General features: G+C 73.7%; 14 protein-coding genes. 4 read left to right on the forward strand and 10 right to left on the reverse strand.

The annotated features are described in order from the left end of the window. Position 1: 1 nt before the first annotated feature. Positions 2–739 carry a MerR family transcriptional regulator gene (locus PYR91_RS15525; protein ID WP_279780506.1) on the reverse strand — a complete coding sequence of 246 codons (738 nt, stop codon included), beginning with the start codon at positions 737–739 and terminating at the stop codon, positions 2–4. Positions 740–792: 53 nt separating this feature from the next. Here PYR91_RS15525 and PYR91_RS15530 point away from each other — a divergent pair, with 53 nt between their 5' ends. After that, complete coding sequence (locus PYR91_RS15530) at positions 793–1461, forward strand: hypothetical protein (RefSeq protein ID WP_279780507.1); 669 nt, start codon at positions 793–795, stop codon at positions 1459–1461. Here the strand turns inward: PYR91_RS15530 and PYR91_RS15535 are convergent. The 3 genes from PYR91_RS15535 to PYR91_RS15545 form a co-directional block, all read right to left on the reverse strand. Next, entirely contained in the window at positions 1397–2803 is a 1407-nt protein-coding gene (locus PYR91_RS15535) for an alpha/beta hydrolase domain-containing protein (RefSeq protein WP_279780508.1), read from the reverse strand. The two genes, PYR91_RS15530 and PYR91_RS15535, sit on opposite strands and share 65 nt — an antisense overlap. Positions 2804–3013: 210 nt before the next feature. Further along, positions 3014–4588 carry a choice-of-anchor I family protein gene (locus PYR91_RS15540; protein WP_279780509.1) on the reverse strand — a complete coding sequence of 525 codons (1575 nt, stop codon included), beginning with the start codon at positions 4586–4588 and terminating at the stop codon, positions 3014–3016. Positions 4589–4773: 185 nt separating this feature from the next. After that, the gene (locus tag PYR91_RS15545) at positions 4774–5763 is read right to left on the reverse strand and encodes an LD-carboxypeptidase (protein WP_279780510.1); all 990 of its coding nucleotides are present in this window, start codon (positions 5761–5763) and stop codon (positions 4774–4776) included. A gap of 192 nt (positions 5764–5955) precedes the next feature. Here PYR91_RS15545 and PYR91_RS15550 point away from each other — a divergent pair, with 192 nt between their 5' ends. After that, entirely contained in the window at positions 5956–6768 is an 813-nt protein-coding gene (locus tag PYR91_RS15550) for an SAM-dependent methyltransferase (RefSeq protein WP_279780511.1), read from the forward strand. A gap of 23 nt (positions 6769–6791) precedes the next feature. On the opposite strand, the gene PYR91_RS15555 is transcribed toward PYR91_RS15550, so the two are convergent. The 6 genes from PYR91_RS15555 to PYR91_RS15580 all read right to left on the reverse strand — a co-directional run bounded on the left by PYR91_RS15555 (position 6792) and on the right by PYR91_RS15580 (position 11940). Continuing rightward, positions 6792–7154 (reverse strand): hypothetical protein, encoded by a 363-nt coding sequence (locus PYR91_RS15555; RefSeq protein WP_279780512.1) that lies wholly within the window; start codon positions 7152–7154, stop codon positions 6792–6794. A 205-nt stretch (positions 7155–7359) separates the two neighbouring features. Beyond that, positions 7360–7992, reverse strand: coding sequence for a fasciclin domain-containing protein (locus tag PYR91_RS15560; RefSeq protein ID WP_279780513.1), 633 nt, complete (start codon positions 7990–7992; stop codon positions 7360–7362). 62 nt (positions 7993–8054) lie between these two features. Beyond that, positions 8055–9650, reverse strand: coding sequence for a molybdopterin-dependent oxidoreductase (locus PYR91_RS15565; protein ID WP_279780514.1), 1596 nt, complete (start codon positions 9648–9650; stop codon positions 8055–8057). Between the two features lie 208 nt (positions 9651–9858). Then, positions 9859–10605, reverse strand: a complete 747-nt coding sequence (locus PYR91_RS15570; protein ID WP_279780515.1) for an anti-sigma factor — start codon at positions 10603–10605, stop codon at positions 9859–9861. Between the two features lie 38 nt (positions 10606–10643). Continuing rightward, positions 10644–11234 (reverse strand): ECF RNA polymerase sigma factor SigK, encoded by a 591-nt coding sequence (gene sigK / locus PYR91_RS15575; protein WP_279780516.1) that lies wholly within the window; start codon positions 11232–11234, stop codon positions 10644–10646. A gap of 118 nt (positions 11235–11352) precedes the next feature. Next, on the reverse strand, positions 11353–11940 hold the full coding sequence (locus tag PYR91_RS15580; protein WP_279780517.1) for a hypothetical protein: 588 nt from the start codon (positions 11938–11940) through the stop codon (positions 11353–11355). Positions 11941–12247: 307 nt separating this feature from the next. Between PYR91_RS15580 and PYR91_RS15585 the strand changes: the two genes are divergently transcribed. Both PYR91_RS15585 and PYR91_RS15590 read left to right on the forward strand, forming a co-directional pair. Beyond that, positions 12248–12538, forward strand: a complete 291-nt coding sequence (locus tag PYR91_RS15585) for a hypothetical protein (RefSeq protein ID WP_279780518.1) — start codon at positions 12248–12250, stop codon at positions 12536–12538. Between the two features lie 204 nt (positions 12539–12742). Beyond that, on the forward strand, positions 12743–13594 hold the full coding sequence (locus PYR91_RS15590) for a 4'-phosphopantetheinyl transferase superfamily protein (RefSeq protein WP_279780519.1): 852 nt from the start codon (positions 12743–12745) through the stop codon (positions 13592–13594). Positions 13595–13710: the final 116 nt, after the last annotated feature.

The following is a 13710-nucleotide window of genomic DNA, read 5'->3' on the forward strand; positions in this document are numbered from 1 at the left end:
ATCAGGCGGGTACCTGCCCGGCTCGTTCCGGAGGGCGTGGCAGTACGGGCGTCTCCAGGACGGTGGCCTGTGCGCCGTCGGCGTCCATGAGGTGTTCTTCCACATTGGGGCCGGCGATGTCCAGGTGGTGGCGGTCCAGCCAGCCGAACAGGTCGTGCCCGGCTTGGACCAGGTCGGCGGCCGGCGGGACGACGGCGCGTACCACGGTGCGGGCGGGCAGGATGAGCTGCTCGCCGCCGTGGTCCGTGGTGACCGCCGCGGCGAATCCACCGTCGGGGTGCCCGCGCAGCCAGGTCAGCAGGGTCGCGGGCGGCGCCGGGCAGACGGCGGCCAGCTCGGCCGGGTGATCGAGGCGCAGGTGGCGCACCCGCAGGCGGCGCGGGCCCACTGTGGCCTGCTGCGGCAGGATCGACATCGACGTCGCGAGGTGGTCCTCCACGAGAGCCGCGGTCGCGGCCAGGGCGGTGATGTCACGCCGGATGCCCGTCAGGACCTCCGCCACGGCCTGCCGCAGTCGTTCCTCGGGCGCGTCGAGCAGGTCGGCGATCTGGCGTAGCGGCAGGCCGAGGCGTTGCAGTGCGCGAACGCGTTCGAGCCGGGACAGCTCGGCCACGCCGTACCGGCGGTAGCCGGTGGCGGGATCCACCGCGGCGGGCATCAGCAACCCGATCCGCTGGTAGTGGCGCAGGGTGCGCTCTGAGACGCCGGCCATGCGTGAGAGCTGTCCGATCCGCCACATGTCGCTCCTCATGTTGACCTTGTCCCTGCGGCAGGGTCCTACCGTCGCCGTCCATGACCGAATCGAACGCCCGGACTCGGCTTGCCGGGGTACTACTGCTGAGCTCGCTGGTCGCCATGGTCGCCGGTGCGGCCCTCGTGGTGCCATCGGGGCTTACCCTGAATCCCTCCGATCCGGAGGCCGTGCTGGCCGCGGTGGGCGCGCACGCCGGGACGCACCTGGCTGAGCTGGCCCTCGACGTGCTGGGCTGGCTCGCGCTGGCCGCCGCGGGCCTGGTGACGGCCGCCGGCTCGGCCGAGGCGCCCAGGCCGTATCTGGTGGTGCTCGCCGGCGGGCTGCTGGCGGCCGCCGGTCTGGCGGGCATGCTCCACGACGCCGGCAACCTGGCACTGACCCAGCTGGCCGCCGTCCCCGCGGCCGTGACCGTGGCCACGGCGGTGCTCCTCACCGCCAAGTGGACCGTCAACCTGGCCGGGCTGCTGTGGGTCGCGGCCACCGCCACCACCGCGGCCGGCGTCCCGATGCCCGCGTGGCTTCGCCGTGCCGGCGCCGTCGCCGCGCTCCTGGGGCTGGCCGCGGTCGCGCTCCCCTGGACGACCGGCGTGCGGGGGCCGTCGGCGGAGATGGAGCGGCTCGGCTACGCCCTGCACCTGCCGGTCATGGTGTGGTACGGCGTGCTGGGCTGGCGATTTCTGCGCGGTGGCCGACCTCGACGCCGGTAGCGTCCTTGAGGTTCTGGGCGGCGTCGGGGGCGAGGAGGTAGCCCTGGCGGAGGTTGTGCGCGTCGGCCGCGGCGACGGCGGCGACGTACAGGGCGCGGTGGCGGTAGAGCTGATCGAGGCGGGCCTGGTCGAAGGGGATGTGCGTGCCGAACAGGCGGCAGAACAGGTCTCCGGAGTTGTCGCCGTTGTTGAGGGCGGTGGGCGCCGCGACCTGGGAGAGCCGGATGCCTCCCAGGGCCAGGCCCAGCTCGTCGCGGGCCTTCGTGCCGTCGGGGTTGAAGAGCAGCGGGGGAGCGGCGGGGGGTGCGACCCCTCGCTCGGCCCAGCGGGTCAGGTGGTCGTAGGCGGCGGCGAGCACGTGGTGCAACGGGACGCGGCTGAACGGCGGCTGGTCGCAGGCGTACTCGGGGGCCTGGCCGAGGTCGCGGGTCAGCAACGGGCGCCGGTACTCCTGGCCCGCCCAGCCCGAGTGGGCGGCGCCCGCGACCTCCCAGCGGCGGAACCTGTCGCGGTCCGGGGGGCGGGCCGGTGATCGCACGTCGGTCTCCGACAGCACCTGGAACACCGGCTCGGCGCCCGCGCGGGTGGGCGCGGTGCCGACTATGGTGGCGAACCCGTCGAAGACGCTCTCGATCCGGGGGAGCACGGCGTCGTAGTACACCGTCATCCGGCCCGCGGACTGGGAGGCGCCGACGGCGAGCACCGTGCGGGCCGTCGACCGGCCCAGGGGCGCCTTGCCGCCCCGTGCCCGGACGGCCTTGGCCGCCTGGGAGAAGATGTCGTAGGAGAGCTCGTCGGCGGTGAACCGGCCGCCTCCCGTGACGTCCAGGCCGCCGTAGCGGGCGGGGCTCCAGCCGCGGAGCTGGTCGACCCCCACCCGCTGCGCGGAGACGCCGACCCACGCGTACCCGGCACGGGTGATCTGGTCGGGGCTCCACAGCGCGTCCAGGTCGAACCCGGCGCTCACGTTCTGCCATTCGGCCAGCACGGTGCCGTTGAACGCGGCCTGGAGGGCCGGTCGGCGCACGATGATCCGGGTCCGGTAGGGGACGTCCGAGGCGAGCGGCCGGCCGGTCGTGTCGTAGGCGTCCGCCGTGCCGGAGAGCAGGAACTCCTGCTCCACGTAGCCGCGGGCGGCCAGGTCCCCGCCGGCGGACAGCCACGGGTAGGTGTCGCGCACGTCCGGCGAGGACGGGTCGCCCGGGACGGAGCCCGGCAGGGGCCCCTCGACGGCCGGCGCCGAGACGGGCGCCGGAGCCGAGCGCCGGGCGTCGGCATGGGCGGGGGCGGCCGCGAGCCCGGCGACCACCACGCCCGCCACCATGACCCTGGCCGTTGTCACCAGCGAGACCATCGCGTCACATCCCCTTCCGGCGCGGCCGAGGCGGACGGCCGCACCCAGGGATGGTCTCCGACCGAGGCCCGTTCGGCATCGGTGTAATCACCGGCCGTCGCCACCGGCCGGGTCCGTGCCCGCCCCCCGCCCCGCCCGCGACCTCCCGGACGACGGCGGCTCTGGACGCGATCCCGGCCGGGGTGGGCGAGGTGGGCGCTACCGGACCTCGTAGACGGCGGTCGTGCCGCTCACCTCGTTGCCCACGATCAGCAGCGGCCGGCGGGTCGGGCTGTCCTCGGCGGGCACGAAGAGGACGCCCTCGGGGCCCACGTCGCCCGCCGTCCCCTGTTCCAGGGAGCCGGCGAAGTCGCGGGTGCTGAGGTAGCCGGCGAGGGCCGGGCGCCGGGGGTCGGTCACGTCGTACGCGACCACGCCGCTGACGCGCTCGAGCCCGGCGAACGCGTACGTCCTGCCGCGCACCTCGCCCACGGTGACACCCTCGGGCTCCGGCCCCTTGTTGTCGCTGCGGCTGTCGAAGGAGTCGTTCTCCTCGTTGTCGGCGTTGAACTCCTCGGGCAGCTCCCGGGCGATCAGTCGCTCCAGCTCGTCGCCGGAGTCCCACACCAGCGCGCCCGTGGCGGAACGCACGGAGATCGAGCGGCCGCCGAAGGCGTACAGCTCGGTGTAGGCGCCCGAGGCGTCCTTCGGCGAGTCGGCGGCGACGGTGAGCCGGCCCAGCTCGGTGTCCTTCTTCAGTTCCGCGGCGCCCGCGAACGCGCCCGCCGAGAGCGTCAGCTCCTTGACCCGCACCTCGTCGGCGTGGCAGTCCCACTCACGGCCGTCGCCCTCGTTGGCCGTGACCAGGTACGTCTGCCCGCGGGAGCGGAAGTTCGCGACGCCGTCGGGCATGTACATCCCCTTGACGCCGGGCCGGGGACGGATGTCGATCTTCCCGTCCTTGTCGGAGGCGTCCACGCCCACCTCGCCGAAGTCCTTGAGTCCCAGCGGCACGATGCGCTCCACTTCGGCGCGGTCGAGGTCGACGATCGCGACCGCGTTGTTCTCCTGCAACGTCACCCAGGCCGTGTCGCCGGCCACGGTGACGTACTCCGGCTCCAGGTCGCGGGCCACCGTCGCCTCCGGCCCCGACAGGCGCACACCCGCGGCCCGGAGCTTGCCGGCCTGGCCGTTGAACGCCCGGAAGCCGGCGGTGCGTACGGTGCCGCGTGCCACGTCGATCACGCTGACCGACCCCTCCGGGTCGTCGACGGCGCCCGCGCAGTACGACGCCGGCTCGCCTTCGTTGGCGACGACCAACCGGCGGCCGTCCTCGGTGAAGGTCACCATGTCGGGCAGCGCCCCGACGCGGAACTCCCTGAGCTTCTTGCCGGAGCGTGCCTGGAAGAGCGTCACCCTGCCCTGGCCGGTCTTGCTCTCGGCCTGCTGGGCGACGGCCACCAGCCCCTTGCCGACGGCGACGCTGTTCGCGCCGGGAGCCGCGAGGGAGGTGACCCGCCTCGGGCGGCGCGGGTCGCGGATGTCGAGGACGTCCACCGTCCCGGCCTGCGCGTTCACCACGAAGACCTGCCTGGTGGCGGGATCGTAGGAGGTGATCTCCGAGGCCCCGGTGCCCACCGACCCGGTGGAGAACCGCCCGAGGAACGCCAGACCGATCCCCTTGTTCCCGTGGCCGGGCGACATCGTGGCCTGGGCGGGGGCGACCGTGAGCGTGAGTGACAGGAGGGCGGTGGCGGCGGCTGCGGTTACCCGAAAGGGTTGTACGACGTGCATCCGCCGATCCTGGCGACGTCCGGTGACCGGACGCTCTCCGCGGGATGGACGTGCGATGAACGCTCGTACCGCCCGCGGCCAGGGATCACCTGGTCAGGGCGCTGATCGTGCGGCGCCGCGCGCCTGTGGCCGGGAGTGGCCGCTCCCGGCCGGGTCCGATCATCGTCACGGTGTGTGCCGAGGCGTCAATGGCGGAGCAGTGTCAGGGTCGTCTCGGGGGCGGTGACGGTGAGCCGGGCGTGGCCGCCGATCGGGAAGGTGGCCGACGGCTGCGTGTGGCCGACGTCGATGTTGGCGAGGACGGGGACGCCGTTCAGGGACGGCTGGGTCTCGATGATCTGTTCCAGCAGCGGGCGGGTCATGTGGCTGGCCCGCTGGAACCTGCCGACCGCCAGTCCCCGGACCCCCGCGGCGTCGGGGAGCTGCAGCAGCGAGGTCAGGTCGCGCGCGAAGGTCGCCGGGCTCGACTCGAAGTCGTCCTCGACGATCAGCAGCGCGCCGTCGAGGGACGGCATGTACGGGGTGCCCTGCAGCAGGTTCAGGGTGCACAGGTTGCCGCCGACGACCCGCCCCTCCGCGGTGCCGGGCCGGATCGGCCACCACCCGTCGTTGACGATGGGCTCCCTTCTGTCCTGGTCGAGGAACCACGGGTCGTCGGTCCAGTGCGTCGCCGGGGTCAGGGAGACCGGCGCGGTGCCGAACACGACCGAGGAGAACCAGCCCAGGGTCGGCTCGAAGTGGTCGCGCATCCCGAACGTCGACCAGTGCGGGCCCGAGTAGGTGACCAGCCCGGTCCGGGCGAGGACGGCGTTCTGCAGGGCGGTGATGTCGGAGTATCCGCACAGGATCTTCGGGTTGGCGCGGATCAGCTCCCAGTCGAGGAACGGCAGCAGCTCGTTGCAGTTGTAGCCGCCGATGACCGTCAGGATCGCCGCCACCGACGGGTCCGCGAAGGCGTCGTGCAGATCGGCCACCCGTGAGGCGACGCTGGAGGAGTCGAACGCGTCGCGCTCGTCGATGTGGTCGCCGTAGGTGAGCGTCAGTCCGAGCTGGTCGAACCGCGCCTCGATGACGCCGGTGTGGTCATGCTCCATCACCATCGCCCGCGAGGCCGCGGGCGTCACCACCCGTACGACGTCGCCTTCGCGCAGCTTGCGGGGAAAGATCACGTCCATGACCGCCGAAGCATAGCGGGTGAAGCCTGGGCAGCCGGGGCGATGGCCGTGCGTACGCCCGCGCCGCCCTCGCCGTGCCCGGTGGGCGCACGGGTCGCCTCGCGGTGGGGCTCCCGTGGGCTGTCCGTGACCTTGGGGGGCGGTTATGTTGGCGCTCAAGGAGTGTTTCCACCGGCGTTCTAGGGAGTTCGGGTGGGCGAGCACGAGAACGGCGACCGGCCGCCGGCCGGGGTCGACGTCGAGCGGGCCAGCATCGCACGGGCCTATGACGCGTTGCTGGGGGGCACCGATCACTTCGCCGTCGACCGGGCGGCGGTGGCCGAGTTGCGCAAGGTGTGCCCGGAGATCACCGACGTCGCCGTGCACAACCGGCGCGCGCTCGGGCGCGGGGTGCGGCACCTGGCCGGGGAGCTCGGCATCCGGCAGTTCCTGGACCTGGGGTCTGGGCTGCCGACGGCGCAGAACACCCACCAGGTGGCGCAGAGCCTGGTGCCGGACGCGCGGGTGGTCTACGTCGACATCGACCCGATGGTGCCGGCCCACAGCCGGGCGCTGCTGCCCGACGACGGCAGCACGGCCGTGATCGCGGCCGACCTTCGCGAGCCCGAGACGATCCTCGGCCACCCCGACCTGCACAAGATCATCGACTTCGAGGAGCCGGTCGCCGTCCTGCTGGTCGCGATCCTGCACCACCTGCACGACGACGAGGACCCCCGGGGCATCGTGGAGGCCTACCTCGGCGCGGTCCCGCCGGGCAGCCCGTTGTTCGTCACCCACTTCTGCTCCTCCAGCCCGGACGCCCCGGCCCTGGAGAAGGCCTTCCACGGCGTGCTCGGCACCGGCAGGTTCCGGTCGATGGAGGAGATCCGGGCGTACTTCGACGGCACCGACCTGCAGCCGCCGGGTGTCGTCTACCTCCCCGACCTGTACCCCGAGGTGCCGCGCATCCGCGACTTCACCGTCGCCGGGCGCCTCATGGCGGGCGGCATCGGCGTCAGACGCTGACCTCGGCCCCCGGCCCCCGGCCCCTAGCTCTTGGAGTCCCTCAGCTCGTCGAGCATGCCGAGCAGGTGGGTCGCGGCCTTCTCGATGTCGGTGTAGTCGTTCTGGGCGGCGCGGACCTCGGCCGCGATGACGCCGCACCGGTGCACGTCGGTGAAGTCGCCGTAGGGGAACTTGTGCCGCCCCTTGGTGCCTTCCGCGTGCTCGTCGTCCACGCCGAGGAACCACTTCTCGTACTCGGCGAAGCCGTGCTTCTCGATGAAGTCGTTCTCCTGGCCGGCCGACGGCCGGTGCTCGCTCCAGTCGTCGTTCTGGTCGAGGACGTGGTGCCCGTCGCCGACGCGCTTCTTCGCGAAGTCGAACGACCGTCTGTTCAACTTGACAGCCATGATCTCCTGCCCGCGTGCTCCAGGGAGTGGTTGTCCAGGCCCTCACTCGTGTCTACCCGATCTCACCACGCGTCACCGGTGTCACGCCGGCGAATGCCGGCGACCCGCGAGCCCGCCTGATCCGCGCCGGCGGCTCCCCTCGCGTGGTCCGAGGTGAGGCCGCCGCGCGCGGGGCGTGGCGATCGGAACGTTCCCGCCTGGTGGGTTACTTCGGCATCAGGACGGTGTCGATGATGTAGACGGTCGCGTTGCGGGTCTGCACGCCGCCGCAGACGACGTCCGCGTCGCCGACCTTGTAGCTCTCGCCCGAGCCGCTGGTGCTCAGCATGCCCCCCTGCAACGTGGTCAGGCTGCCGTTCTCCAGGTCCGTGGGGGTCTGGCGGCTGCCGACGACGTGGTAGGTGAGGATGCTGGTCAGCATCTTCTTGTCGGCGAGCACCTTCTCCAGCGTGGCCTTGGGGAGCTTGGCGAAGGCGTCGTTGGTCGGGGCGAACACCGTGATGTCGGGGGCCGAGTTCAGGGTGTCCACCAGGCCCGCCTTCGTGACCGCGGTGACCAGGGTGGACAGCACGGGGTTGTTGGAGGCGGCGGTGGCGACCGGGTCCTGTGCCATGCCGGAGAAGCTGCCCGCGCCCGAGTCGGGGACGGCCGAGCACGCCGCGCCGAACGGGGCGGCGGCGGCCATCGGCGTCTCGGTGGCGGGCGCCGGAGCGGCTTCGGCGGTCGCGGGGGCGGAGGGGGCGGCGGTCTGCGCCGCGGTGCCGGAGTCCCCGCCGCAGGCGGCGGTGAGGGAGACGGCGGCGGCCAGGGCCGCGAGGGCGAGCATGCGGTGCTTCACAGGTGGTTCCTTCTCTCGGGGTGGGCGGGTCGCCGGTCGGCGGCTCGCGCGGGGGTTCGAGGTCACACGACGGTGACCACGAGTGAGTGCCGGCCGGTGGAGCCGTCCGGGAACGGCGGCACGCGGTCGGGGGTCTGGGTGTCGCCGGTGGTGTCGGTGGCGCGGACCTCCAGGCGGTGGGAGCCGGCCGTCGCGTCCCAGTCGAGGCGCCACTGCCGCCAGGTGTCCGGGCCCGCGGACGGGGCGAGGCGGGCGGGCCGCCAGGGGCCGTCGTCCACGCGGACCTCCACGGCGGCCACGCCCCGGCGCTGCGCCCACGCGACCCCGGCGACCGCCGTGCGGCCGGCGGGGACGCGGGCGAACGCCTTGGGCACGTCGATGCGTGAGGCGGTCTTGATGGGGGCGTGGTCGGCCCAGCCGCGCCGGGTCCAGTACGACCGCTCGTCGGCGAACCGGGTGAGCTTGATCTCGGTCACCCACTTGGTGGCCGACACGTATCCGTACAGGCCCGGGACGATCATGCGGGCCGGGAAGCCGTGCTCGGGCGGCAGCGCGCCGCCGTTCATCCCCACGGCGAGCAGCGCGTCGCGGCCGTCGAGCACGGTCTCGATCGGGGTGCCGCACGTCCAGCCGTCGGCCGACCGCGACAGGATCTGGTCGGCGCCCGCCTGGACGCCCGCCTCGCGCAGCAGCGCGGCCAGGTCGGCGCCGAGCCACCGGGCGTTGCCGGCGTAGGGGCCGCCGACCTCGTTGGACACGCAGGTGAGGGTGATGTCCCGTTCGACGAGCGGGCGGGCGAGCACCTCCTGGAAGGTGAGCTCCACGGGCCGGTCGACCAGCCCGGTGACGCGCAGGCGCCAGTCGGCGTGCGGCACCCGGGGGACGACGAGCGCGGTGTCCACACGGTAGAAGTTCGCCGACGGGGTGGTGAAGGGGGTGAGCCCGGGGATCCGCAGGTCGGCGCCCACGGGCAGCGCGGGCGCGGGCCTGGCCGGGCGGGGCAGCACCAGGCGTGCGCCGGAGGCGGCGGCGTCCCGCGCGGCGGTGAGCGCCCGGCCGGCTCCGCCGCTGATCGCGGCGAAGGCCAGCGTCGTGGCCCCGGCACGCAGGAAGGCCCTCCGCCCCGTCGCCGCCGCGCTGGGCGCCGGGACGGAGGGCTGCTCGGGGCCGGGCGCCGGGGGCACCCGGTGCTCGCGCGCGCCGGGGGGCCGCGGGGAGGGCCGGCCCGGCCCGGCGACGGTCCGCCGCAGCAGGGTGAGCGCGACGGCGCCGGCCACGGCCGCGACCAGGGACGGCAGCGCGTCCAGCGGCGCCGCGGCGGGCCGCGACAGGGCGGCGACGGCCGCGAGCAGGCCGAGGCCGGAGATGACGGCGAGTGCCGTGCGCGGGCGGCGCGGCGCCAGCAGGCCGGCGAGTGCGGCGACGGCGGCCACCCCGGCGCCGAGCCCGGCCAGCAGGACGAGCTTGTCGGCCTCGCCGAAGGTCCGGATCGCGAACTCCTTCAGCCACCGCGGGGTGAGGTCGACGAAGGCCGCTCCCACGGCCGCCAGCGGGCCGGCCTGTGGGCGCAGCAGGCTCGCGGCCGCCTCGGCGGCACCCAGCGCCGCCGCGCCGGCCAGCAGCCCGCACGCCGCGGCCGCCGGGGCGAGCCTCTTCACCTCTTCACGGTTCACACCCGGCGTTCGGAGCCTTCGGCCGGGCGGATTGGTGGCGGACCCGGCCGGAGGGCCGTACACCCCGGCCATCGCGGCGCGGAGGGGCGGGGACCGGCCCCGGGAAAGCCGTCCCGGCCTGGGGGAGCCCCGGCCGCCGGCAGGGCGGCCGGGGCTCGGAAAGAAAACCCGCGGTGGGGGCCGGCGGCGGGCGTCAGGCGGGGGGCAGGGGCATGACCATCAGCGGGGAGGTGGTGGGCTTGGCGGAGCCTCCGGCGGGTTCGACGGTGATTCCCACCTGGGTGGTGTCGCCCAGCTTCCCGAGGACGAGCGGCGGGGTGCGGCCCGAGGGGTCGGGGCGGGTCAGGCGGTCGGGGAGCGGGCCGGCGGGGCCTATGCGCCAGAGCTGGTAGGTCTTGCCGTCGGGCAGGGGCGCCAGCCCGGCGGAGAAGAACACCATCGTGCCCTGCGAGCGGGACATGACCACCCGGGCGCTGACCCCGCCGTCGGCGGAGCTGACGGTGGTGGCGTCGGGCGCGGCGAGCACGGCGGCGACCCGGCTGTTGGCCTGGCGTTCGCGGTCGAGGAGGTCCTGGGTGCGCAGGGCGACGACGCCCAGCGTGACGGCGGCGGCCAGGGCGGCGGCGGCCAGGCCGCTCACCACACGCGGCCACAGCGGGCGGCGGGACGCGCGATGGCGATCGAGGTCGGCGACCGGTGAGACGGCCGGCGGCAGTTGGCGGACGACGCCGATCTCGGCCAGCACACGGTCGCGGAGCGCGGCGGGCGGTTCCTGGGCGACGGCGCTGCCGAGGCGGGCCGCGGTCTCGCGCAGCCCGCGGGTCTCCTCGGCGCACTCGGCGCAGCGGTCGAGGTGCTCCTCGAAGCTCGCGCGTTCGGCGGGGTCGTCGACGGCGTGCAGGGCGTACGCGCCGGCCAGCGTGTGCGGGTCGCGGCTCATCGTCCCACCCCCGGGCGGTCGCGCGTGCGGGTCACGGCTCATCGTTCCACCCCCAGGCAGTCGCGCATGCGGATGAGCCCGTCGCGCATCCGGGTCTTCACCGTCGCGAGCGGCACCTTCAATAACTCGGCGACCTCCCGGTAGGTGTACCCGCCGTAGTAGGCGTAGGTCACCGACTGCCGTTGCAACTCGGTCAGCCCGGACAGGCAGCGGCGCAGCCGCTCCCATTCGAGCGTGGCCTCGACCGACTCGGCGACGTCGTCGTAGGGCCGGTGCACCTCCAGCCGCGCGGCGCGGTCCTCCCGTACGGTCGACGCCTGGGCGGCGCGCACCCGGTCGACGGCCCGGTGGTGCGCGATCGTCATCACCCACGACATTCCGGAGCCCCGCGAGGCGTCGAACCTGGCCGCGGCGCGCCACACCTCGACCAGCACCTCCTGCGCCACCTCCTCGGACTGGGCGGGATCGCGCAGCACCCGCAGGACCACTCCGTAGACCGGCGCGGCCACCATGTCGTACACCCGCTCGAACGCGACGCGGTCGCCGAGCGCCACCTGTCGCAGCAGTTTCTCCAACTCGTGCCGGTCGTGCCGGCCGTCATCCACTGGCAGGGCCCGACGAGGCCTCATGCACTCCTCCAAGCGTCGGCCGGCATGTACACCTCTACTTCGGCGCGGGCGGCGTCGCGGATGGGCGCGGGAGGCGCCGACCGCACGGGCCGTAGAGAGGGGCCGGGACGTCGCCGGGTCAGGCGCGGGGGGACATGACCCGGCGCAGGAAGGCGGCGAGGTCGTCGGCGGCGAGGCCGAGGAGGTCGGCGCGGTGCGCGGCCATGAGGAGCAGGTGGGCGACCAGCTCGGTGCGGCGTTCGTGGTCGCCGAACCAGTCCCAGAGGCGGTCGAAGCCGAGGTCGTTCAGCTCGGCGCCGAGGCCGTACCGCTCGCGCACCTCGGCGACGACGCCCGCCATGGCGTCCAGCGGTGAGGCGCCCGGGCGCAGGCACACCAGGCCGGGACGGGCGGCGTCGGGCAACCACCGGCAGCCCGGGGGAGGATCGGCCTGGACGGTGGCCCAGGCGCCGGTCTCCTCGCCGGGCGCGCCCGCGGGGTCGAGCAGCAGCAGGAAGGCGAACACCGGCCGGCCTTCGGCGTCCGCGAGCAGGGGCGGGTGGACGTCCAGCACGTTGAGCACCCGCTGCTCGGCGACCAGCTCCTGGAGCTGCCACGCGGCCATTCGGGGGTCGTCGACCGTGACGGTTCCGACGCCGGGCAGCGACGCCTGCCACAGACCGTGCTCGACCTCGACGATCGTGGCGACCGGTCGCGGCTCGTCCATCCGGCCTCCTCCGCCCGCACCCACCTCAGAGATTAGGCGCCGGGCGGGTGCCGAGTCCTGGATTCGCCCCCTCGGGGACGCCGCGCGCCGCTTCGCGCCGGGCCGTGCCGCGTGCCTGTACAGGCCGTTCACCTGCGGTTTCCCGGCCGCGACCGGGGAGGTGCGCGCGAGGGTCGCGGGGGGTGGCAGCAAAGTGCCAGCGGCGGGCAGCTTGCTGCCGCCCGTTCATCTGGTTCCGAAGCCTCGAAAAGCGGAGAGTTGGTTGTGCGAGAAGAAAACAAAAAAACCACCGGAAAGAGGATAAGAAATGAACGCCACCACCACCTCCCTCACCGCCAAGATCTCCGCCGGCTTCGTCTCCGCCGCCGTCTCCCTCACCGCCGCGATCGGCCTCTACGCCGCCACGAGCCAGGCCGCCGAGTACGCCCCAAGCACCCACGTCGTCGCCGGCACCACCTGGGACACCCCCGCCGACAAGGACGGCACCACCTGGGACTCCGCCTCCACCAGCGACGACGACGGCACCACCTGGGACTCCGCCAAGCTGCTCGCCGAGGGCGAGATCCCCGCCGACGACAACGGCACCACCTGGGACTGATTCAAAAAGAAAGCGAAAATCCACCTCCGGCCCGACACCATAAAAGAACCGAAACAAAAGAACAGCCCCAAGAAGCCCTGAGAAAACCCGGCAGAGCCGAAATCAGAGCCGCTTTCCCCGCAGAGGCGTGACGCCACACCGCCCAGGGAAACCGCGCCACCCGCCCGCCGGTCACCGAAACCCCCACCCCCGCCGGGACCATCCATGCCCGCCCACGCCCCCGCCGCGCCCGAGACCACCCACACCAGCCTCAACAGCACCACCACCCCCGAGAACACCACGAAGGAAGGCACTCCGATGATCACGACCCTCTCCCGCACCCGTGACAGCGAGATCTTCTGGGCCGACCCGCGCCGGGAGCCGGTCGACGTCCTCACCAGCGTGCTCGACCAGCGCGAGATGGAGCGGGCGATGACCTACCGCCGCGACGCCGACCGCCGCCGCTTCCTGACGGCCGCCTGGCTGCTGCGCACCAAGGTCGGCGAGAGGCTGGGCATGGCGCCGGAGGACGTCGAGGTCGAGCGGAGCTGCGGCGACTGCACCCGCTACCACGGCAAGCCGTACATCATGAACATCCGCACCCCGCTGCACGTCTCGATCTCCCACTCGGCCGACCGGGTCGCCGTCGCCGTCACCGAGTCCGGGCCGATCGGCGTGGACGTCGAGCGGATCCCCGACGTGCCGCTGGAGGAGCTCATCCGCCTCGGGCTGTCCCCAGCCGAGAAGGAGATCGTCCTGTCCCTGCCCGAGCACATGAGGCACGCCGCGTTCACCCACTACTGGTCCAGCAAGGAGGCCGTCCTGAAGGCCACGGGCCACGGCCTGCGTATCCCGCCCGCCCAGGTGCTGATCAGCCACCCCTTCCAGGAGCCGCCGGCGCTGCTGGCCTGGCCGCTGGAGATCCCCGTGCGGAATGTCCACCTTCGCACCCTCGACCCGGGCCTCGGCTACGTCGGCGTCGTCGCCGTCATCGCCGACCGGCCGACCACCGTCACCGAGGTCGACGTCACCGAGATGACCCGCGTCCCGTCGTTCGACCTGGCGAACGCCGCCTGATCCGCGGTGACCACGGCGCGACATCGCCGGCCGACGGCGAACAGGCCCCCGACGGCGCCGCCCCGCATGACGCGGCGCCCGGGACGACATACGACGACAACTGCACAGTGGACAGG

Source organism: Sphaerisporangium sp. TRM90804 (assembly GCF_029846175.1).
GTDB lineage: Bacteria > Actinomycetota > Actinomycetes > Streptosporangiales > Streptosporangiaceae > Sphaerisporangium.

What these genes read in the sequence shown, in the direction of transcription:
- sigK (WP_279780516.1), bottom strand. Translation starts at nt 11,234, where the DNA reads ATGAGGCCTCGTCGGGCCCTGCCAGTGGATGACGGCCGGCACGACCGG.
- PYR91_RS15590 (WP_279780519.1), top strand. Translation starts at nt 12,743, where the DNA reads ATGCCCGCCCACGCCCCCGCCGCGCCCGAGACCACCCACACCAGCCTC.
- PYR91_RS15545 (WP_279780510.1), bottom strand. Translation starts at nt 5,763, where the DNA reads ATGGACGTGATCTTTCCCCGCAAGCTGCGCGAAGGCGACGTCGTACGG.
- PYR91_RS15570 (WP_279780515.1), bottom strand. Translation starts at nt 10,605, where the DNA reads ATGAGCCGCGACCCGCACACGCTGGCCGGCGCGTACGCCCTGCACGCC.
- PYR91_RS15555 (WP_279780512.1), bottom strand. Translation starts at nt 7,154, where the DNA reads ATGGCTGTCAAGTTGAACAGACGGTCGTTCGACTTCGCGAAGAAGCGC.
- PYR91_RS15580 (WP_279780517.1), bottom strand. Translation starts at nt 11,940, where the DNA reads ATGGACGAGCCGCGACCGGTCGCCACGATCGTCGAGGTCGAGCACGGT.
- PYR91_RS15540 (WP_279780509.1), bottom strand. Translation starts at nt 4,588, where the DNA reads ATGCACGTCGTACAACCCTTTCGGGTAACCGCAGCCGCCGCCACCGCC.
- PYR91_RS15585 (WP_279780518.1), top strand. Translation starts at nt 12,248, where the DNA reads ATGAACGCCACCACCACCTCCCTCACCGCCAAGATCTCCGCCGGCTTC.
- PYR91_RS15530 (WP_279780507.1), top strand. Translation starts at nt 793, where the DNA reads ATGACCGAATCGAACGCCCGGACTCGGCTTGCCGGGGTACTACTGCTG.
- PYR91_RS15525 (WP_279780506.1), bottom strand. Translation starts at nt 739, where the DNA reads ATGTGGCGGATCGGACAGCTCTCACGCATGGCCGGCGTCTCAGAGCGC.